Raw genomic sequence first — 19,741 nt, forward strand, 5'->3', positions numbered from 1 at the left:
GCGATGACTTCACAAGCCCTGATACGCCCGGCCTGGACGCCGGTGACGATTGCCGTGATGGTCGGCGGGTTCTTCCTCTGGTGGCCCCTCGGTCTGGCGATGCTGGCCTACATCCTTTGGGGTGAGCGGCTCGAAGGCTTCAAGCGCGATGTCAACACAACGACGGACAAGTTCATGTATTCGATGAAACGTTCGGGCTTCAAGCAGCCCTTCGCCGCCGAGCGCACCGGCAACGTCGCCTTCGACGACTGGCGCGACACCGAGCTGCGCCGGCTCGACGAGGAGCGCCGCAAGCTGAACGAGGCGGCCGCCGAGTTCGAAGCCTACGCCCGTGAACTGCGCCGGGCCAAGGACCAGGAAGAGTTCGACCGCTTCATGCGCGACCGCAGGTCCCGCGACACCCGCGACAATGGCAACGATCGACCGATCGTCGACGGCCATCCGGCCTGAACTGCCGGCATGGCGATGCCATGCGGTCTTGCCAGCATTCACAGACGACGTGGTGATTGCCGGCCGTCATCGTCGATAGCGATTGTTGATTGAGCTGCGCGGCGGCATCCTTCGGGGTGCCGCCGCCTTGCGTTGTGAGCTAGACTGGTTCCGTCGGCGACTGGAGCGGGCACGAGCCGCGCAAGCGGTTTCCCACTCCATTTCCGACGTGAGACCCAAGCCGGATCGCCGTCCTCGATGCCTCAGCTCCTGCGCCGCAAACCAGAGCCGCCGCTGCCCGACACGATCAACGTGGCGGGCGGCCCGCTGCCGCTGACCGTCCGGCAGAACCCGCGGGCCAAGCGCATGATCATGCGCATCGCCCCCGGCGGGGGCGGCCTTGTCGTCACCGTGCCGCGGGGCATGGCGGCCCGCAAGATCCGCGAGTTCCTGGACCGCCATCGCGGCTGGGTCGAGGAGCGGGTGTCGCGGGCACCGGATCGCGTCGTGATCGCACCCGGCGCCATCGTCCCCCTTCGCGGGGAGGCGACCCTGCTCGTCCATCGCGGCGGCAGGCTTGTCACCCGGCTGGAGGCCCTGGTGTCCGAAGCAGGCCAACGCGCCCCGACCGACCCGCATCAGCAGCTTCTCGTCGGCGGCACGCCGGAGCATTTCTCCCGCCGCGTTCTGGATTATCTCCGCCGCGAGGCGAGGCGCGATCTCGAAGCGGCCGTGAAGACTCACGCGGCGGTGGTCGGCCTGGAGCCCCGCGGCATCACCATCAAGGACACGACCAGCCGCTGGGGCTCCTGCACCCACGACCGGCGCCTCGCCTTTTCCTGGCGCATCGTCATGGCCCCGCCCTCCGTCCTCGACTACCTCGCCGCCCACGAGGTGGCGCATTTTCGCGAGATGAACCACGGGTCGAAGTTCTGGGCGCTCTGCCGCGAGCTTTGCCCGGAGATGGAGGCGGGCAAGGCCTGGCTGAAGCGGCACGGGTCGGGGCTGCATGCGGTCGGGGTGGGGTAGAAGGCGCAATATCCTCGACATCGCGACGCTTTGATGCCACTTGCCGTCTCATGAAACCCGACGTCAAAATCTGCGGCCTGTCTACGCCCGAGACCCTCGAGGCCGCGCTTTCGCGGGGCGCCAGCCATGTCGGCTTCGTGCATTTCGCCAAGAGCCCGCGGCATCTTGACGTCGAACCGATGGCCGAGATGGTGCGCCTCGTTGCGGGACGCGCCGAAACCGTCATTGTCACCGTCGATCCCGACGACACGCTGATTGCGCGCTTTGCCGAGGAGGTGAGGCCCGACTGGCTGCAACTCCACGGCAAGGAAACGCCGGAGCGCGTCGGCGAGATCAAGGCGCGGACAGGACTGAAAGTGATGAAGGCGCTGCCGGTCGCAGAAGCCGCCGATCTCGATGCCGTCGCCGCCTATCGCGGCGTCGCCGACCGCATTCTGCTCGACTCCAAGCGTCCCAAGGGCTCGAACCTGCCGGGCGGCAACGGCGTTTCGTTCGATTGGACGCTGCTCGGCGCACTTGACCGGGATCTCGCCTACATGCTTTCCGGAGGGATCGACGCCGGGAACGTTGCCGAGGCGCTGCGCGTTGCACGGCCCTCCGGCATCGACGTATCCTCCGGGGTCGAAAGCGCGCCGGGGATCAAGGACGTCGGCCGCATCAACACCTTCTTCGACGAGCTGGACCGGATCGCCAGCCAGAAAGGCTCAAAGCCGTGAACCAGCAACTGCCCAATTCCTTCCGCGCCGGCCCCGACGAAGAGGGCCGCTTCGGCATCTTCGGCGGGCGCTTCGTCGCCGAGACGCTGATGCCGCTGATCCTCGACCTACAGGAGCACTGGAACACGGCGCGCAGCGACCCGGCCTTCAAGGCCGAGCTCGACGGGCTGAACAAGCACTACACCGGCCGGCCGTCGCCGCTCTATTTCGCCGAGCGGCTGACCGAGGAGCTGGGCGGCGCGAAAATCTACTTCAAGCGCGACGAGCTGAACCACACCGGCTCGCACAAGATCAACAACTGCCTCGGCCAGATCCTGCTCGCCCGCAAGATGGGCAAGACGCGCATCATCGCCGAGACCGGCGCCGGCCAGCACGGCGTCGCGACGGCGACGGTCTGCGCCCGGTTCGGCCTGCCCTGCGTCGTTTATATGGGCGCCACCGACGTCGAGCGGCAGGCGCCGAACGTCTTCCGCATGAAGCTCCTCGGCGCCGAGGTCCGCCCCGTCACCGCCGGCCACGGCACGCTGAAGGACGCGATGAACGAGGCGCTGCGGGACTGGGTGACGAATGTCGATTCGACCTATTACCTGATCGGCACCGCCGCCGGCCCGCATCCCTATCCGGAGCTGGTCCGCGAATTCCAGAGCGTCATCGGCAAGGAAGCCCGCGAGCAGATGCTGGAAGCCGAAGGCCGGCTGCCCGACATGCTGGTCGCCGCCGTCGGCGGCGGGTCGAACGCCATCGGCCTGTTCCACCCCTTCCTCGACGACAAGGACGTTGCGATCGTCGGCGTCGAGGCGGGCGGCAAGGGGCTCGACGGCGAGGAGCACTGCGCCTCGCTGACGGCCGGCTCGCCGGGCGTTCTCCACGGCAACCGCACTTATCTCCTGCAGGACGGCGACGGCCAGATCAAGGAAGGCCACTCGATCTCGGCCGGCCTCGACTATCCCGGCATCGGCCCGGAGCATTCCTGGCTGAAGGATTCCGGCCGGGTCGAATACGTCCCGATCATGGACACCGAGGCGCTTGCCGCCTTCCAGATGCTGACCCGCACCGAAGGCATCATCCCGGCGCTGGAGCCGGCCCATGCGCTCGCCGAGGTGATCAAGCGCGCGCCGAAGATGGGCCGCGACCAGATCATCGTGATGAACCTCTGCGGCCGCGGCGACAAGGACGTGCATACGGTGGCCAAGCATCTCGGGATGGAGCTGTAACGATATCCAGACGCGGGGACGGGGCCGCCATTCTGGCCCGCGACCCGCACCTGGAAGGAGGTGTTCGATGGCATCGGCCGATTTCTCCGTTCCGCTCGAGCCGGCCGTGAGGGCGGACCTCGAAGCGGAAGCTCGCCTGTCCAACCAGACGGCGGCCGAAATCGCCGAGGCGGCCATCGCGCAATATCTTTCTCGGCGAAAGCTCAAGCGCGAAGCCATCCGGCAGGCCTTGAAGGAGGCTGAGGATGGCGTTTTCGTTTCGGAGAAGGCCGTCTCGCAATGGGTGCAAAGCTGGGGAACAGCGGACGAACTTCCGCCCCCGGAGCCTGATATCTTCCCGCGCTGATGGACGTCGTCTTCCTGCCGCGCGCAGTGACCGATCTCGGCTGGTTTCGGCGCTACTATGAGCAGGTTTTTTCCGGACGGTGCCCTGAAGGCCCGCGTTCAGTTCGAAAAGACGCTTCAAACGCTGCGGGACCATCCGCTCGCTGGCCGGCAGGGCGAAGAAAGCACCCGTGAGATTCTTGTCGGACGAACGCCGTTCATGTTCGTGTACGTCGTGCGCAACGACAGGGTCGAGATCATCCGCGTGTGGGACCAGCGCGCCGGCCGGTCCGAGGACTGGCCGTAGAATAAAGCAGGAAACCCGTTCCGGGAGTGCACTTTGACCGACATCGTCGAAATCCACGTCACCTGTCCCTCGCTGCTCGACGCGAGGGAGATCGCCAGCAAGCTGCTCGACGAGAGGCTGGCGGCCTGCTGCAACATCCCGGTCAAGGAGGTCGACAGCCGCTTCTGGTGGGAGGGCAAGCGCGAGCGCCAGGACGAGTGGCGGCTGATCGTCAAGACGCGGGCCGGGTTGTTCGACGCCTGCGCGAGCGCGATCCGCGCGGCGCATCCCTACGAGACGCCGGCGATCTTCGGTTTCAAGGTCGATTTCGCCGACGAGGCGACGGCGGCCTGGGTGGCGGAATCCTGTCGGGCGGATTGAGTGGCGGGAAGGCTCGGCGCCCAGCGAGCGATCGCAATGCACCCCGGCCGGCGCCAATCGTCGGTCGCTCCGCCGCGGCGGCGGCGACGGCTTGGCCGCCCCGCTTGGCAGGGCCTTGCCGGATGGCGTAAGAACGCCCCTCACATCGAGGACGATTTTCAAAATGTCGGGTGCCCGGCGATCGCCGCTGCCGGACGCCCCTGTCGAAAGATTTCCATGACGACCCGCATCGAAGCCCGTTTCGCCCGATTGAAAGAGGAAGCCCGGCCCGCCCTCGTCACCTTCGTCATGGCGGGGGACCCGGACCACGAGACGGCGTTGAAGATCGTCCAGGCGCTTCCCGGTGCCGGCGCCGATCTGATCGAGCTCGGCATGCCGTTCTCCGATCCGATGGCCGACGGGCCGGCGATCCAGAAGGCCGGCCTGCGGGCGCTCAAGGCCGGCGAGAGCCTGAAGAAGACGCTGTCGCTGGTGAGGGCTTTCCGCGAAGGCGACGGCGAAACCCCGATCATCCTGATGGGCTATTTCAACCCGATCTACATCTACGGCGTCGACGCCTTCGTCGCCGATGCGCTTGCGGCCGGCGTCGACGGGCTGATCGTCGTCGATCTGCCGCCGGAGATGGACGACGAGCTCTGTCTGCCGGCGCTCGACGCCGGGCTGAACTTCATCCGCCTGGCGACGCCGACCACCGACGACAAGCGCCTGCCGGCCGTTCTGAAGAACACCTCCGGATTCGTCTATTACGTCTCGATCACCGGCATCACCGGGGCGGCTGCGCCCGATGCGGGCAAGGTCGCTTCCGCCGTCAAGCGGATCAAGCGCCACACCGACCTGCCGGTCTGCGTCGGCTTCGGCGTCCGCAGCGCCGAGCAGGCCGCCGAGATCGGCCGCGGCGCCGACGGCGTCGTCGTCGGCTCCGCACTGGTCTCGGCGATCGAGGCCTCGCTGCAGCCGGGCGGCACGCCGGCGGTGGAGGCCGTGACCGACATCGTCGCAAGGCTCGCGGAAGGCGTCAGGACCTCCCGCCTTGCCAAGGCCTGATCGCGCGGCCATCTGAAGGGCTGCTGCCCCGCCATTTTTGAAGACCTGAAAACGGATCATCGCCCGTGAACTGGATCACCAACTACGTCCGCCCGAAGATCTCCAGCCTTCTGGCCGCTCGTCAGGTGCCGGAAAACCTCTGGATCAAATGCCCCGAGACCGGCGAGATGGTCTTCCACAAGGATCTCGAAGCCAATCAGTGGGTGGTGCCGTCTTCCGGCTTCCACATGCGCATCAGGGCCAAGGACCGGCTGAACCACTTCTTCGACGATGGCGCCTACGACCTCGTCGAACTGCCGACGGCGGCGGTCGATCCTTTGAAGTTCCGGGACCAGAAGCGCTATGTCGACCGGCTGAAGGAGAACCGGGCCAAGGCCGAGATGGATGACGCCGTCATCGTCGGCAAGGGGTCGATCGAGGGCCTGCCGATCGTCGCGACGGTGCAGGATTTCGCCTTCATGGGCGGGTCGCTCGGCATGGTCGCCGGCGAGGCGATCATCAAGGGTTTCGAGACGGCGATCGCCGAGAGCCGGCCGCTGGTCCTGTTCTCCGCCTCGGGCGGGGCGCGCATGCAGGAGGGCATCCTGTCCTTGATGCAGCTGCCGCGCACCACGGTCGCGGTGGAGATGCTGAAGGAGGCCGGGCTTCCCTACATCGTCGTCCTGACCAATCCGACGGCGGGCGGCGTTTCGGCCTCCTACGCCATGCTGGGCGACGTCCACATCGCCGAGCCCGGCGCGGTGATCGGCTTTGCCGGCGCCCGCGTCATCGAACAGACGATCCGCGAGAAGCTTCCCGACGGTTTCCAGCGGGCGGAATATCTGATGGAACACGGCATGGTCGACATGGTGGTGCCGCGCCATCAGCTGAAGAGCCGCATCGCCACGCTGTTGAAGCTCCTCACCAAGGCCCCCGCGCAGGAGGTCGCCGGTCGCATCGAGAACGGCGCCGACACGGCGGAGACGCTTGGCGCCGAGACCGACGAGACGCGATCCGGGGCGGAGCAGACGGAACACGCACCCGCCCACTGAGCTATCCTTTTGCATCCGGGAAAGGTCTGGCGTAACACGCCGCGATGACCACGACTTCACTTGCCGCGGCGGAAATCGAGACGCTTCTCGGTCGCCATCCCAAGGGTTTCGACCTCACGCTGGAGCGGATCGCCCGGCTTCTGACGGTGCTTGGCGATCCGCATCTGCGGCTGCCGCCGACCATCCATGTGGCGGGCACGAACGGCAAGGGCTCCGTCACGGCCTTCGCGCGGGCAATCCTCGAAGCGGACGGCCGGGGCGTCCACACCCACACATCGCCGCATCTCGTCAACTGGCACGAGCGTTATCGGCTGGCCGCGCCCGAGGGCGGTTCTCGCCTCGTCGACGACCAGGTGCTGGCCGAGGCGGTGAAGGTCGCGGCGAAGGCCAATGCCGGCAAGCCCATCACCGTCTTCGAGATCCTGACGGCCGTGACCTTCCTGTTGTTTTCCGAGCATCCGGCCGATCTCGCGATCGTCGAGGTGGGGCTCGGCGGGCGCTTCGATGCGACCAACGTCATCGCCAGACCTGCCCTCACCGTGATCACCCCGATCTCGCTCGACCACCAGTCCTTCCTCGGCGACCGGGTCGAGCTCATTGCCGCCGAAAAAGGCGGGATCATCAAGCCTGGCGTCCCCGTGGTCATAGGGCAGCAGGCCGAAGAGGTGGCGCTCGAGGTCCTGACCAGCATCGCCGATCGCAAGGGCGCGCCGGTCTCCGTCTACGGCCAGGATTTCTTCGCCTACGAAGAGCATGGCCGGATGGTCTATCAGGACGAGCACGGCCTTCTCGACCTGCCGCTGCCGCGTCTGCCGGGTCGCCACCAGATCGGCAATGCCGCGACCGCCATCGCCGCCCTGCGCAAGGGGCCGTTTCCGCCTTCGGACGCTGCGGTGGAAGAGGGGCTGTCGAGCGTCGAATGGTTCGGCCGGATGCAGCGCATCACCGAAGGGCCGCTCCTTCAGATCGCCGCTGCGGGCGCCGAGATCTGGATCGACGGCGGCCACAATCCCGGCGCCGGCGTCGCCATCGCCGAAACCCTCGCCGACATGGAGGAGCGGGTGCAGCGGCCGCTGTTCCTGATCACCGGGATGATCAACACCAAGGAGCCGGTGGGCTTCTTCTCGGCCTTCTCGGGCATGGCGCGGCGGGTCTTCACCGTGCCGATCACCATGAGCGAGGCGGGCATCGATCCCGACGAACTCGCCGACGCGGCGATCGAGGCGGGCCTCGACGCCGAGCCCGCCAATTCGGTCGAGGAGGCGATCCGCCTCGTCTCGGCCAATTGGCAGGCGACGCCCGCGCCGCGCTTCCTGATCTGCGGCTCGCTCTATCTCGTCGGCGAGGTGCTCGGCAAAAACGGCATGGCGCCGCGATAGAACCGGCTTTCGAAACTCGGCCGCGGCAAGACGACCCTCACGCGATGATGTCGGCCTTCGAATCGGCCGCCGAAGCGCGCTTCTCCCGACGGCGCCTCGCCATCGCCGCGGCGCCATGGGCGCCGCCGCCGCACCCCCAGCCGAGGACGAAGCCGGCGAGAGCGAGGATGATGCCGTCGCCGGTCGCGGGAATGGCCGGGCGATAGTCCTCGGCCGCCCGCCCGGCGATCGACCAGTCCGGATCGACGACGATCTCGAACGGCCGGAACAGCGGGGTGGTGCCGATGAGATCGCGGTAGCGTCGCTCCAGGGCGGCGTAGCGTTCGCGGTTCGCCTCGGCATCCGTGCCCTGTCGCGCGGCGATGTCGTCGGCGTTTCGCTTCAGCCGCTCGATTGCCGCCTCCGGGGCGAGATCGGCGGCCCGCGCACTCTCCTCGAACCGTTCGACGACGACCTTCATCTCGTCCGCCGCGCCGCCGAGTCGCTGCAGATATTGCTGGCTGAACTCAGCCGACTGGCTGAACAGGAGGCCGCCGAAGAGCGCGGCAAAGACGCGGGCGAGGAAGGCGGACAGATTTTCGTCCTCCAGAAGGGCGAGGGGTAATCCAAATCTCGTACAATCTAGGGCGGCTAAACGGGCACAACATCACTGTCCGCCGGCAAAGCGATGGAGGTCGCCGCGCAATCCTGTGCTGAAGAAATGCCCCTGCATTGACGGCACATGTGACCGAGGTCAGGGACGACAGGACGGAGGCATCGACGTTACCGTACTCCACTTTCTTCCTGGCAGGCGAAAGTGCTTGTCTGCAACGCCCTCGTCGGTGTCCCGCCGCTCGCCTCGACGCCGAAGACGACGCTCCCTCTCTTTGCTAGAACTCAAACTTCGGCATCGATCTATCGGCTTCCGCCTCCTGCTCGAGACAAGTCTCCAGGATCTGATACGTGCCCCCGACAGCGCGAGCGACATCATCGCAATAGGCCTGCATGCGCTCTGGGATGCCAGACCATCGCGCCTTCAGCCAGTCATAGGACTCCTGTTCCTGCCCGATGCACGTATTCAGGATCTGTGAGGAACCACCGACGACATCCGCGACCTGCATACAGTAGCCTGGAGGATCGTAACGCGGGAGGGGGGCCGCCGCAGCCAGCCGACCCTCCACGGTGACTATCCCCAGGGCCAGAAGCGGTATCATTGCAACTCGCATCGACCAAAACGCCACGTCGCCGGTCACTCGGGCTTTCAATGTCGCGCCACTCGAATTATGGCTCGATTCAGGCATCAATTCGTCCATCTCGTGATCATGCGTATCAACAAACTCTGCTTGCTCCTCAGCGTCGCGTCACTTGCATCCTGCGCTTCTCCGATATCACTTCCTGTCTCCGTGCGAACCACTCAGGGGGAGCTTTTTACGGGCTCCACTTACGGTCCGCCATTCAACGGTGAGGTTCGGCTTCAGTCTGAGCGAGGAACGACATGCGCCGGTCGCTACACCACTGATCAGTATCGTACCATTCGTGCCCCAGCCGTTAGATGCTCCGACGGGCGCAGCGCGAGCTTCACGGCGAAGTTGCAGGCTGACTTGACCTCCGCACGAGGAACGGCAAACTTCTCAAACGGAACGCAAGGGGATGTGGGGGTTGGCCGCGAAGCCGCAGCGGTAGAAAGCAGCGTCGACCGTGCATCTTCCGCGGCTAAGCAATCTCGTTCTACTGTCGGGAGTCAGAAAAGAGCTGAACGCGTTATCGAGCGGAAGTTGAAGGATGCACTCGAGTTCCCGACCAGTGTCGAGTTCCTGTCCAATCGAAAAGACGGAAATGCTGGAGCGGTCTGCGGGTACGTTTTCGTGACACATCCGACCGGTGATATCACAATTCGACGGCTCTTCACGTCGATCGTATTTTATCCAGAAACTGGAGACCCCATTATCGCAGGAGGTCTAGGCATTCAGGAAGAAGGGGTAACCTTCGAGGATTTTAAACGGTTCTGCCGCTAGCCCTGCAATTTCTGAATGCACTGTGACAAAAAGGCCCGCGCCTGTCGCGCGAGCCCTCTTCGGCACTCACCGAAATGTTTCAGGCGCTTAAGCCGCGCCCTTGATCCAGTCGACCAGCTTGGACTTCGACTGGGCGCCGACCTGCACCGCCGCCGGCTCGCCGTTCTTGAACAGAAGCAGCGTCGGGATCGAGCGCACGCCGTACTTGGCGGCGAGGTCGGGGTTCTCGTCGATGTTGACCTTGGCCACCTCGATGTCGGCCATCTCCTCGGAGATTTCCTCGAGGCTCGGCCCGATCATCTTACAAGGCCCGCACCACTCGGCCCAGAAGTCGACGACCACCGGCTTGCCGCTTTCGAGGACGTCGGTCGTGAAACTCTGGGTATCGACTTTCTTCGTCGCCATGTTCGGCTCCTGTCAAATGTTTCATTGCCTAGGTAGCCCTCGCGGGAGGGCAATTCAAGCAAGGTCCGCGTTCGGCGAACGCGGTGTCGCCGCATGGGAAACGGCGGCCCGGCCGGCGAGGGCCGCGTCGAGCCGCTCGGCGGGGACGGCGATGAGCCGCGGCGCCTCGGTGAAGATCAGTGCCGCCTCGACGCGCCGTCCCGGATAGAGCGGGGCGATCATCGCGCGGTAGAGCGCGAGCTGCAGGATATAGGGCTGCGGCACGGCCGAGAGTTCCTCCGGCGGCGGCCGGTTGGTCTTGTAGTCGACGATCAGAACCCTGTCCCCGGTCACGGCAAGGCGGTCGATCGTGCCGTTGACGGTGAAGGTCCGGCCGCGCAGTTCCACCTCGCCCGCGACCGCCACCTCGGCCCGGCTGCCGGCGGCAAAGATCGGCGCGAAGGCCGGCTCTGCCATGACCGCCAGGACCGATTCGGCCAGCTGCTCGCGGTCCTTCGCCGGAAGATCCTGGGCGAGGGCGGACAGGATCAGCCGGGCGGCGGCGTCGCGCTCGACTGCCGGGACATCGGGCAGAAGCTCCAGCATGCGGTGGGCGGCGAGGCCGCGGCGGATCGCGAAAGACGGGGCGGCACTCACTGAGAGAACCGGCGAAGGCGCCGGCGCCGCCGGGGGAGCTTCGGCCTCTTCGTCGGGCTCGGGGCCGATGTCCGCCTCGGGCAACAGCTCCGCAGCCGTGCCGGCCACGGAAGGCGAGAGCGGGCGCGGCGGCAGAACCTCCGCCGGCAGCTTCGACAGCGGCAAGTCTGGGACGGGCGGCGACGCCCGCCGTTCGGGAGCGAGCTTTTCGCCGCCGGGCGCTGCGCCGAGCCGCAGAGCGATCGTCTCGCCGGACGCGTCGAGGACGCTTTCCGCCTCGCTTTCCAGCGCCGATGCGACGCGTTGCAGCCAGGTCGCTTCGTTCGGCCCGCGCTGGGGGGCGAGCCCGCAGACGACCAGGCGGTCGGCGGCCCGGGTCATGCCGACATAGAGAAGCCGGCGATACTCGTCCTCGGCGCGTTCCTTTTCCGTTGCCTTCAACTCGCCCACCGCGGCGTTGCGCAGCTCCTTGGTCGGGCACCAGAGGAAGCCCGGCGCCCCGCCGTGATGAACGCCCGGCATCGCCTCCCAGGCGATCAGGCTGGCACCGTGGCTGGCCGAGAACGGCGCCGACCCCGGATCGACCAGGAAGACCACCGGCGCCTCGAGCCCCTTGGAGGCATGCACCGTCAGGATCCGCACTTCGCCGCGGCCGTGGCCGAGCTCGCGCTTCAGGATCGGCGGGCTGTCGGCGAGTTCGGCGAGGAACGCGTCGAGACCGGCGACGCCCGCCTCTTCCTTGGCCAAAGCGAGATCGAGGAAGGCGTCGATCACCTCGCCGGCGTCGCGGCCGAGCCGCGAGACCAGCGCCCGCCGCCCGCCCTCCGGCCCGAGAATGCGCGCGTAGAATTCGAAGACGCCCTGAAAGCCCGCCCGGGCGCGCAATTCGTCGAGCCGGGCAATTGCCTGTCGGGCTTTAGCGAGCAGCGCCGTCGCCGGTGCGCCGTCCGGCACGAAGCCGGGCAGGCGGGCCGGCCCCTTCGCCTCGTCGGCGAGAAGACGCAAGGCCAGCGACATCGGCTGCGAGCCGTCGCGGGACAGAGCCAGAGCCATCAGCTCGTCGTCGGAAAAGTCGAAGAGCGGGCTCTTCAGGACGCTCGCGAGCGACAAGTCGTCGTCGAAATTCGCCGCCACCCGGCCGAGCGCCATCAGATCCTCGATGGCGATGTGGTCGGTGATGGCCAGCCGATCGGTGCCGGCGACGGCGACATGCCGGTCCCTGAGCGCCGCCGCCAGCGCCGCGCCGAAGCCGGAGCGCTTTCGGACCAGCACCATGACGTCGCCGGGGGTCAGAGCGCGCCGCTCGCCCTTCACCGTGATCGGATCGCCGAGCCAGGCAGCGATCTGGTCGGCGATCCGGCCGGCGAGGCGGTGGGCGGGCGAGCTCTCCGGCTCGACGTCGAGGGGTTTCGTCCAGTCGTCGGGCTCTTCCTGCGTCCTCGCCTGAAAGGCCGGCCAGACCTCGACGAGACCCGGCCCGTCGCGCCGCGCCGCGGAGTGGGCGGGCGCCTCGTCGCCGGCCGACAGGCCCTTGCGGTTGGCGGGATCGGCGAACACCCGGTCGACGGCGGCCAGCACCGTCTCCACCGTGCGGAAGGAGCGGTTGAGCTGGATCGCCTCGAAGGGAATGCTGGCCCCCCCGGCCCGCCTTTCGACCCGCCGTCGCTCCTCGTCGAACATGTGCGGCGAGGCGCCCTGGAAGGAATAGATCGACTGCTTCTCGTCGCCGACGGCAAACAGGGTGCGCTGGCGATTGTGGCCACTGACGCCGGCGAAGAACTCCTCGGCGAGTTCGCGCATCACCTGCCACTGGCGCGGGCTGGTGTCCTGCGCCTCGTCGATGAGAATGTGGTCGATCCCCTTGTCGAGCTTGTAGTGGACCCAGCTCGCCGCCTCCGACCGCAACAGGAGATCGGCGGTGTGGGCGATGAGGTCGGTGAAGTCGAGCCGCCCGCGACGGCGCTTCAAAGCGGCATATTCCCGTTCGAAGGCGTCGGTAATCACGAGCGCCGCGCGGCTGGCGCGGTAGAGCCTCAGCGTCGCGAGGCGCTCTTCGATGACTTTCGCCCGCCCGCCCGCCGCCTGGACGCGCTCCAGGAAATCGGGGACGAATTCCGCGACGGCCTTGGTGACGAGGCCTCGAAGAGAACCGCGGACCTCGCCCTTCGAATCCAGGCCGAAGGCGCGATAGGCGGCAAAGCGCTCCTGGGGCGCCGCGCGCGCGTCGACGAGGAGCTGAAGCCGCTCGGCGAACTTAGCGTCCGAGGTCGATTTCGAGGCCAGCGCGGCGATCCTCATGGTCTCGCAGGTTGCCCGATCGAGATGCGGGCAGTCCAGCGCCGAAAGGAGGATCGGCTCTTCGGTTTCGGCATCGTCGACGCCGAGCGCGCGGGCCAACAGCCCGATCGCTTCGTCCAGCCCGCCGGCCTCTTCCAGATGCCGGGCGAGATCGTCGCGCTTGAAGGCGATGTCGGCGAGCAGCCTGTCGAGGCCAAACTCGCCGCCGGTCTGGAGCGCCTCGGCAAAGGCGTCGGCGAGCCGCCGCGCCTCCGGCTGCGGCAATCGTGCCGAGCCCGTCAGAAGCCGCTTGCGCGTCTCGGCGAGGAGCCTTGCCGCCTCGGCCTCCTCCATCACCGCGAAATGGCCGGGAACGTCAGCCTCCAGCGGGAACTGGTGGAGGATCGCCTCGCAGAAGGCGTGGATCGTCTGGATCTTCAGCCCGCCCGGCGTCTCCAGGGCGCGGGCGAAGAGCTGGCGCGCCTCGCCGAGCCTCCTTACGTCCGGCCGCCGGCCGTCTTCCAGCTTCGCCAGGACCTCGGCCAGCGCCTCGCCGGGCATCGTCGCCCACGCGCCGAGCCTCGCGAAGACACGGGCGGACATTTCCGCCGCCGCCGCCTTGGTGAAGGTGAGGCAGAGGATCTTCGACGGGTCGACGCCCGACAGAAGCAGCCGCACCACCCGCTGGGTGAGGACGTGGGTCTTGCCCGAGCCGGCATTGGCCGAGACGAAGACCGAGCGCTCAGGGTCCGAGGCGATCGCCTGCCGCCGCTTGGTTTCGGCATCAACATAGAAGCCGAGAGGAGCGTTTGCGGAACCGGTCATTCGGCTTCTCCCTCGTCGTCTTCCCCGCCCGAGACCGACCATTCCTTCACCCGGGCGAGATGGTCGTAATCGCCGGTAAAGTCGCCGGCGAGGATGGGGCGGGTGCGCGAGGCGAAGGCGGTTTCCTCCTTGAGGAACAGCGCCGCCAGCCCCTCGAAGCGCCGCATCGCCTTGTCGGACAGCTCCGTGGGATCGCAAGGCAGCGTGGTTTTCGTGCCGGGTGTTTCCAGCCCCTCGCTCTTCAGTTCGCGCTCGCGCAAGCGGACATAGACGAGGTCGGCGATGGTCTCGCCGGGGCTCGTGCCCTCGAAGTCGCCGCGCATCGCCATGCCGCCTTCCAGAGCCAGCTGCGGTGACAGGAGCGTGCGCGCCTGTTTCACCGAAGGCTTGGTGCCGGTCTTGAAGTCAAGGATGACGATCGATCCGTCGGCCAGTCGGTCGATGCGGTCCGAGCGGCCGGACAGCGTCACGCCGATGGCGGGAAACTCGCTTCGCCCCGAGCGCTCCGCAAGCCGTTCGCGCACCGCCGCATTGCGCTCTTTCTCCCATTCGAGGAACCGCGCCGTCGTGCCGATGATCCGCGGCCACCAGACCGCGGCGACGTCGCCCGGCAGGGCTGCGCGGGCAAAATGCTCCTCGGCGATCAGCCGCAGCTCCTCGGCCGCCTCCGGCTCCTCCGGATCAATCGCCTTGAGGACGAAATCGGCGACGATGGCATGGATCAGTTCGCCCCGCTCACGCGCGTGCGGCGCCCGCATCAGCGGCGGCAGGGCGTCGAGCTTCATGATGCGCCTGGCATGGACGGCGTAGGGGTCGCGGATCAGCGTCTCGACCTCGGTGACCGAATAGCGCCGGGGCCGCGTCTCGACCGGCGGGCGCGGCTGCGGCCGGGCGATGCGCGGGCGATCATCTGCCGTCTCCAGCGCTTCGGCCGCCGCGACATAGGCCTCGCCGCGTTCGCTCATCTTGCCGGTGGCGTCGGCGCCGGCGAGCGTCGTCACCCGCTGCAGCAGCCGCGAGGCGATCGTCGGCGCTCCGTCCATGCGGCGCGACCGTGTGAGGACGACGTGCCGGGCGCCCATCGCCATCCAGAAGTCGTGGGCGGCAAGGCCGACACGACGCTCGGGCGGATCGAGGGCGATCTCCCGGCGCATCAGCCGCGACAGGAAGGCGCCGCTCGTCGCCCCGGCCGGCCACACCCCCTCGTTCAGCGAGCCGAGGATCGCCACGTCGACGCTTTCGAGCCGCGCCTCCAGCGTGCCGAGGACGAAGGCCCGGGCCGAAAGGCCGCCGCGGGGCTTCACCGTGACGCCGGAGATCAACGTCTCGACCGCGTCGGGAAGCTCCTCGGCCGGAAAGGCGAAGCCCGTCTGCGGCGCGGCGACGAGCTTTGCCAGAAACTCCGCCAGCGCCGCACCGTTCTCGCCGGCATAGAGTTCGCTCGGCGCGCCCTTTTCGTCCCGCGCCAAGGCCTCCAGGGCTTCGGTGAGAGGCACGGCGTAGTCGGCGATCTCGCGTGGCTCTGTGCCACGAAGCGCCGCCAGAGGCCTCAGTGCCGCCGCGAAATCCTCGGCGAAGCGCCGGGCGGCCTCGTATTCGGCGGCTTTGACGTTGCGGGCAGGGCGGGTCAGAAGCCGCCCGACTTCGCCGGCGGGGAGCGTTTCGATCGCCTCTATGCGGCGGTTGACGATCTCGCCGAGCCTTGCGCCGTCGGCGACGTCGACGGTTCCCCGAATGGCGATCAGTTCGATGGCGCGGGCGGCGTTGCGGGCATCGATCGCCTTGCAGCCGAGCCGGCAGAGCGGATGCTTGAGGAGGCCGAGCAGGGCGACGGGATCGCCGGGCTCCAGCGCCACCTTCAAGGCCGCCGAAAGCAGCTTTCCGGGCGCCGTCGTGCCGAGCGGCCGGCCGGCGGAATCGTTGGCGGTGATGCCGAAGCGTTCGAGTTCGGCGAGAACGCGCCGTGCCAGCCGCCGGTCCGGGGTGATCAGCGCGACTTTGGCTTCGGGTTGCTCCAGGGCCTCGCGCATGGCGGCGGCGATGGCGAGCGCCTCGATCCGCGGCTCGCCCGCCTCGATCAAGGCGACGTCGTCCAGAACCTCCCGGCCTAGGGCATCCCGGCCGAATGCCGGCGCCTCCTCGGCCCAGAGCGCCGTCGTCTCGGCGGGGCGAAGGGCGCTGGCGAGGAAGGCTTCGCGCCGCGCCAGGGCCGGCGAGAGGTCCTCGTCGAGATGCCGCACGGCCTCGGGCGGCAGGGCGAAGCGCGTCAGGATCCGTTTCAGGCCGTATTGCGGATGGCCGGGCGCGGCGATCGAGACGTCGCGATCGATCGCCGCAAAGCCCACCTCGCCGATGTGCCGGTCGAGGCCGGGCAGGACCAGCGCACCTTCGGCAAGGTTCGCCACCGCATGCATGAGGTCGAGCGTCGCCGGCGCGGTTGCCGTCGAGCCGGCGAGGATCACCGGGCCCTTGGCCTCGCCCGACAGAAGCCGCGCGGCCTCGGACCGCAGCCAGACGTTCTTGGCGGCGGCCTCGCTGGTAACGCCGCGCTGCTTCAGATGCTCCGGCCAGTGCTCGGTGACGATTTCGAGAAAGGACAGGGTCGTCTGCCACCAGGCGGCCAGCGCGTCCGGGGCAAGGCCGGCGAGCTTGGCGAAGGAGGTGCCTTCGGTCTCGATCTCGTCGAGAAGGGTGCCGAGATCGCCGGCGAGCGCCAGCGCCTCTGCCGCGGAGGCGGGGCGCTCCGACAGTGCCTCCGCCGGCTCGCCGGAAAGCGCCGCTGTGGCGGCGCTCTCGGCGAGGCGGCGCCATTGGCGGGCGAGCCGGGCAAGGGCGAGCCGGCGCTCCAGCTCGGGCATCGCCGGCAGCATCGTGCCCGCCGAACTCTCCCTGGTGGCGAAGATCGCCGCCTCGTCGCCCTCGCCGATCGGCCGGATCTTCGGCAGGATCGCCGAGCGGACGCCGAATCTCTCCCCGAGCACCTGGGTGAATGCGCTGGAAAGGCTGCGCGCCGCGCGCCGGCTGGGCACGTAGACGGTGACCCCGGCCAGCGCCAGCGGATCGCCGTCATAGCGGAAGCTCTCGACGATCCGTCCCGAAAGCAGCCCTGCCGCCAGGGTCTTGAGGAACGGCCGGCCGGGCGGGATCGAGAGAATGTTGGGTGCCATGGCCGGGGATTGTAGGCCGAGCCGCATCGATTCGCACCTTGCCGCGCGATTCGTCGAATGGGCCCGATCCGCGGCCCGATCATGCCGGGGCAAGTCATTGGATGCCTGAGCAAAGAGATCGGCTCGGCGCCGCACAAGATCTGACCGAATGTTCGGGTTGCCGCCGGCGGCGCATCGCGCTCGTCGATCCCCGGACGACGAGGCGGGGGGGGGGCGCCTGCCGCCCTTGTGCTTCCCCTATCGGCTGTTACACTGGCGGTGACGTAAGTAACGAAAGGCGCCGAGGAACGCTCCAGAGGCAGTTCCGCGCCGGAGAGATCGTGTGAGTGACCATGATGAAGCGGGGAGATATCGGCATCAGCCGCGCATAGCTCGTCAAAGTTTTGCCGTCGACGCCGAGAATCGGCGTGGCGGCGGCGCCGGTCGCGCGGAGCATCACCAGAAGCCGTCCAGCGAGCCGGGCGGCGGCGCGACGCACGGCCACGAGCACGAGACGACGAAGCCCAAGGAGGAGGACGAGGCGCGGCTGACCAAGCGGCAGCGCCGGCGTCGCCGCAAAGGGCGGAAGAAGTCTGGCGCAGTTGCCGCAGCCCCAGTCCAGACGGAGACGTCCGGCCCGGTCGCGACGCCGCGCGGTGCCCGAAAATATCGGCGCATCCGACGCAGCGATTCGCCCGCCGGTGATGCATCGCCCCAGAACCGCCCGGAAGCACCGGGCGCGGCCGGGAAAGCTGTGTCCTACGCAGCGCAGAAGCCCGCGCGGACCAGCCCTTCTGATTCAAGAACCGAAGCGAGACGCGAGGCCAACCCGGCGCCGGTCTATGCGGCGCTCGACCTTGGCACGAACAATTGCCGACTGCTGATCGCGGTTCCGACCCGGCCGGGGCAATTCCGGGTGATCGATGCCTTCTCGCGCATCGTCCGGCTCGGCGAAGGGCTGGGACGGACGGGAAGCCTGTCGCGCGGCGCGATGGACCGGGCGGCCGCGGCACTCGCCGTCTGCGCCCAGAAGATCTCGGCGCGCGAGGTCGACCGCTCGTGGCTGATCGCCACCGAGGCCTGCCGGGCGGCGGCGAACGGAGCGGAGTTCATCGAGGAAGTCGCCGCGCGCACCGGCCTTTCCCTCGACATCGTCCCGCGTGAGACCGAGGCGCGGCTGGCCGTCTCCGGCTGCGGTTCGCTGATCGACCGCAAGGCGCGGGGCGCCGTCCTGTTCGACATCGGCGGCGGGTCGTCGGAGATCGCGCTTCTCGATCTCAGGGGCCCGTACACGCGGCGGCTGGCCAGCCGCATTGTCGCCTGGACCTCGCTGCCGGTCGGCGTCGTGACGCTTGCCGAACGCCATGGCGGGCGCAACGTCACGCCTGAGCTCTTCGAGACGATGGTCGCCGAGACCGTGGCGATGATCGAGGCATTCCCGGGGCGGGACCAACTGGCCGATCTGGTCGGCACCGAGCATTTCCACCTCCTGGGAACCTCCGGCACGGTGACCACGCTGGCCGGCGTCCATCTCGGTCTCGAGCGCTACGACCGGCGCCAGGTGGACGGGCTCTGGCTCACCGACGAGGAGTCCGACACGCTGGTCAAGACGATCGCCGGCTGGAGCTTCGAAGAGCGCGTCGCCAACCCTTGCATCGGCTCTGACCGGGCCGATCTCGTGCTGGCCGGCTGCGCCATCTTCGAAGCGATCCGCCGGGTCTGGCCGGCGCCGGCGCTGCGGGTCGCCGATCGCGGCCTCAGGGAGGGTATCTTGACCGAAATGATGGTCGCCGACGGGGTCTGGCGTCGGCGCGACGGAAGGCGGGCCAACTGATGGCGGGACGCGGCGACGATCGGGGCATGACCGTCCGGGTCAAGAAGAAGCACGGCGTGAAGGCCTCGTCACGGCGCTGGCTCGAGCGGCAGTTGAACGATCCTTATGTTCGCCGCGCCAAGGCCGACGGCTACCGTTCGCGCGCCACCTACAAGATGATCGAGATCGACGACCGCTACAAGCTTTTCAAGCCCGGCCAGGCGGTGGTCGATCTCGGCGCGGCTCCCGGCGGCTGGACGCAGGTCGCCGTCGACCGGGTGAAGTCGACCAATGAGCATATTTCGGTCGTCGGCATCGACTATCTGCCCGTCGAGCCGGTGACCGGTGCCGTCATCCTCGAACTGGACTTCCTCGACGACGGCGTGCCGGAGAAGCTGATCGAGACCCTCGGCCGAGCGCCGGACGTCATCCTCTCCGACATGGCGGCACCGACCACCGGGCATCGGCGCACCGATCACCTTCGCACCATGCATCTGTGCGAAGTCGCGGCGGATTTTGCCATCCGCACCCTGAAGCCCGGCGGGCATTTCCTCGCCAAGACCTTCCAGGGCGGGACCGAGAACGACCTTTTGACGCTGCTGAAGCGGAACTTCACCTCGATCCATCACGTCAAGCCGCCGGCGTCGCGCGAGGGCTCGGTGGAGCTCTATATCCTCGCCAAGGGTTTCAAGGGCCTCAATCTCGCCCGTGACGAGCCGGCGGAGGAAATCGCCGAGGACGACGAGGAGGCCGGCCCGCTCGGCTGACGTCTCCACCCGGCGGCGGAGCTTCGGCCGTGCTTGAGGCGCGGC

The 19,741-nt window shown here is 67.9% G+C and carries 17 protein-coding genes; 12 read left to right on the plus strand and 5 right to left on the minus strand.

Annotated elements, in window-relative coordinates; genetic code table 11:
• Positions 1-3: 3 nt before the first annotated feature.
• The 10 genes from GTK09_RS05930 (at position 4) to GTK09_RS05975 (ending at position 7,833) form a co-directional block, all read left to right on the plus strand.
• On the plus strand, positions 4-450 hold the full coding sequence (locus GTK09_RS05930) for a DUF2852 domain-containing protein (RefSeq protein WP_163461849.1): 447 nt from the start codon (positions 4-6) through the stop codon (positions 448-450).
• Between the two features lie 237 nt (positions 451-687).
• A complete protein-coding gene (locus GTK09_RS05935) occupies positions 688-1,458 on the plus strand; it encodes a M48 family metallopeptidase (RefSeq protein ID WP_163461851.1) in 771 nt (256 codons plus the stop codon).
• 50 nt (positions 1,459-1,508) lie between these two features.
• On the plus strand, positions 1,509-2,174 hold the full coding sequence (locus GTK09_RS05940; RefSeq protein ID WP_163461853.1) for a phosphoribosylanthranilate isomerase: 666 nt from the start codon (positions 1,509-1,511) through the stop codon (positions 2,172-2,174).
• Positions 2,171-3,388 carry a tryptophan synthase subunit beta gene (trpB, locus tag GTK09_RS05945; RefSeq protein WP_163461855.1) on the plus strand — a complete coding sequence of 406 codons (1,218 nt, stop codon included), beginning with the start codon at positions 2,171-2,173 and terminating at the stop codon, positions 3,386-3,388. Before GTK09_RS05940 ends, trpB begins: the two co-directional genes overlap by 4 nt.
• A 67-nt stretch (positions 3,389-3,455) precedes the next feature.
• The gene (locus tag GTK09_RS05950; RefSeq protein ID WP_163461857.1) at positions 3,456-3,734 is read left to right on the plus strand and encodes a hypothetical protein; all 279 of its coding nucleotides are present in this window, start codon (positions 3,456-3,458) and stop codon (positions 3,732-3,734) included.
• Between the two features lie 57 nt (positions 3,735-3,791).
• A complete protein-coding gene (locus GTK09_RS05955; RefSeq protein ID WP_163461859.1) occupies positions 3,792-4,019 on the plus strand; it encodes a type II toxin-antitoxin system RelE/ParE family toxin in 228 nt (75 codons plus the stop codon).
• Between the two features lie 33 nt (positions 4,020-4,052).
• Complete coding sequence (gene cutA / locus GTK09_RS05960) at positions 4,053-4,379, plus strand: divalent-cation tolerance protein CutA (protein ID WP_163461861.1); 327 nt, start codon at positions 4,053-4,055, stop codon at positions 4,377-4,379.
• 216 nt (positions 4,380-4,595) lie between these two features.
• Positions 4,596-5,423 (plus strand): tryptophan synthase subunit alpha, encoded by an 828-nt coding sequence (trpA, locus tag GTK09_RS05965; RefSeq protein ID WP_163461863.1) that lies wholly within the window; start codon positions 4,596-4,598, stop codon positions 5,421-5,423.
• Between the two features lie 65 nt (positions 5,424-5,488).
• Positions 5,489-6,454 (plus strand): acetyl-CoA carboxylase, carboxyltransferase subunit beta, encoded by a 966-nt coding sequence (accD, locus tag GTK09_RS05970; RefSeq protein ID WP_163461865.1) that lies wholly within the window; start codon positions 5,489-5,491, stop codon positions 6,452-6,454.
• A gap of 44 nt (positions 6,455-6,498) precedes the next feature.
• Complete coding sequence (locus GTK09_RS05975) at positions 6,499-7,833, plus strand: bifunctional folylpolyglutamate synthase/dihydrofolate synthase (RefSeq protein ID WP_163461867.1); 1,335 nt, start codon at positions 6,499-6,501, stop codon at positions 7,831-7,833.
• A gap of 37 nt (positions 7,834-7,870) precedes the next feature.
• On the opposite strand, the gene GTK09_RS05980 is transcribed toward GTK09_RS05975, so the two are convergent.
• The 5 genes from GTK09_RS05980 to addB all read right to left on the minus strand — a co-directional run bounded on the left by GTK09_RS05980 (position 7,871) and on the right by addB (position 17,137).
• A complete protein-coding gene (locus tag GTK09_RS05980; protein ID WP_163461983.1) occupies positions 7,871-8,422 on the minus strand; it encodes a DUF2937 family protein in 552 nt (183 codons plus the stop codon).
• A 280-nt stretch (positions 8,423-8,702) separates the two neighbouring features.
• A complete protein-coding gene (locus GTK09_RS05985; RefSeq protein ID WP_163461869.1) occupies positions 8,703-9,125 on the minus strand; it encodes a hypothetical protein in 423 nt (140 codons plus the stop codon).
• 789 nt (positions 9,126-9,914) lie between these two features.
• Positions 9,915-10,232, minus strand: a complete 318-nt coding sequence (gene trxA / locus GTK09_RS05990) for a thioredoxin (protein ID WP_163461870.1) — start codon at positions 10,230-10,232, stop codon at positions 9,915-9,917.
• A gap of 54 nt (positions 10,233-10,286) precedes the next feature.
• Positions 10,287-13,970: a double-strand break repair helicase AddA gene (gene addA / locus GTK09_RS05995; protein WP_163461871.1), complete on the minus strand. Its 3,684-nt coding sequence runs from the start codon at positions 13,968-13,970 to the stop codon at positions 10,287-10,289.
• A complete protein-coding gene (gene addB / locus GTK09_RS06000; protein ID WP_163461872.1) occupies positions 13,967-17,137 on the minus strand; it encodes a double-strand break repair protein AddB in 3,171 nt (1,056 codons plus the stop codon). The genes addA and addB overlap by 4 nt, the downstream gene beginning before the upstream one ends.
• A gap of 322 nt (positions 17,138-17,459) precedes the next feature.
• On the opposite strand from addB, the gene GTK09_RS06005 reads away from it, so the two are divergent.
• Together GTK09_RS06005 and GTK09_RS06010 are read left to right on the plus strand one after the other, a co-directional pair.
• Complete coding sequence (locus GTK09_RS06005; protein WP_312869666.1) at positions 17,460-18,950, plus strand: Ppx/GppA phosphatase family protein; 1,491 nt, start codon at positions 17,460-17,462, stop codon at positions 18,948-18,950.
• Positions 18,950-19,696, plus strand: a complete 747-nt coding sequence (locus tag GTK09_RS06010; RefSeq protein WP_163461873.1) for an RlmE family RNA methyltransferase — start codon at positions 18,950-18,952, stop codon at positions 19,694-19,696. Before GTK09_RS06005 ends, GTK09_RS06010 begins: the two co-directional genes overlap by 1 nt.
• Positions 19,697-19,741: the final 45 nt, after the last annotated feature.

Origin of the sequence: Jiella pacifica (assembly GCF_010500815.1) — a bacterium.
GTDB classification, from domain to species: domain Bacteria; phylum Pseudomonadota; class Alphaproteobacteria; order Rhizobiales; family Rhizobiaceae; genus Jiella; species Jiella pacifica.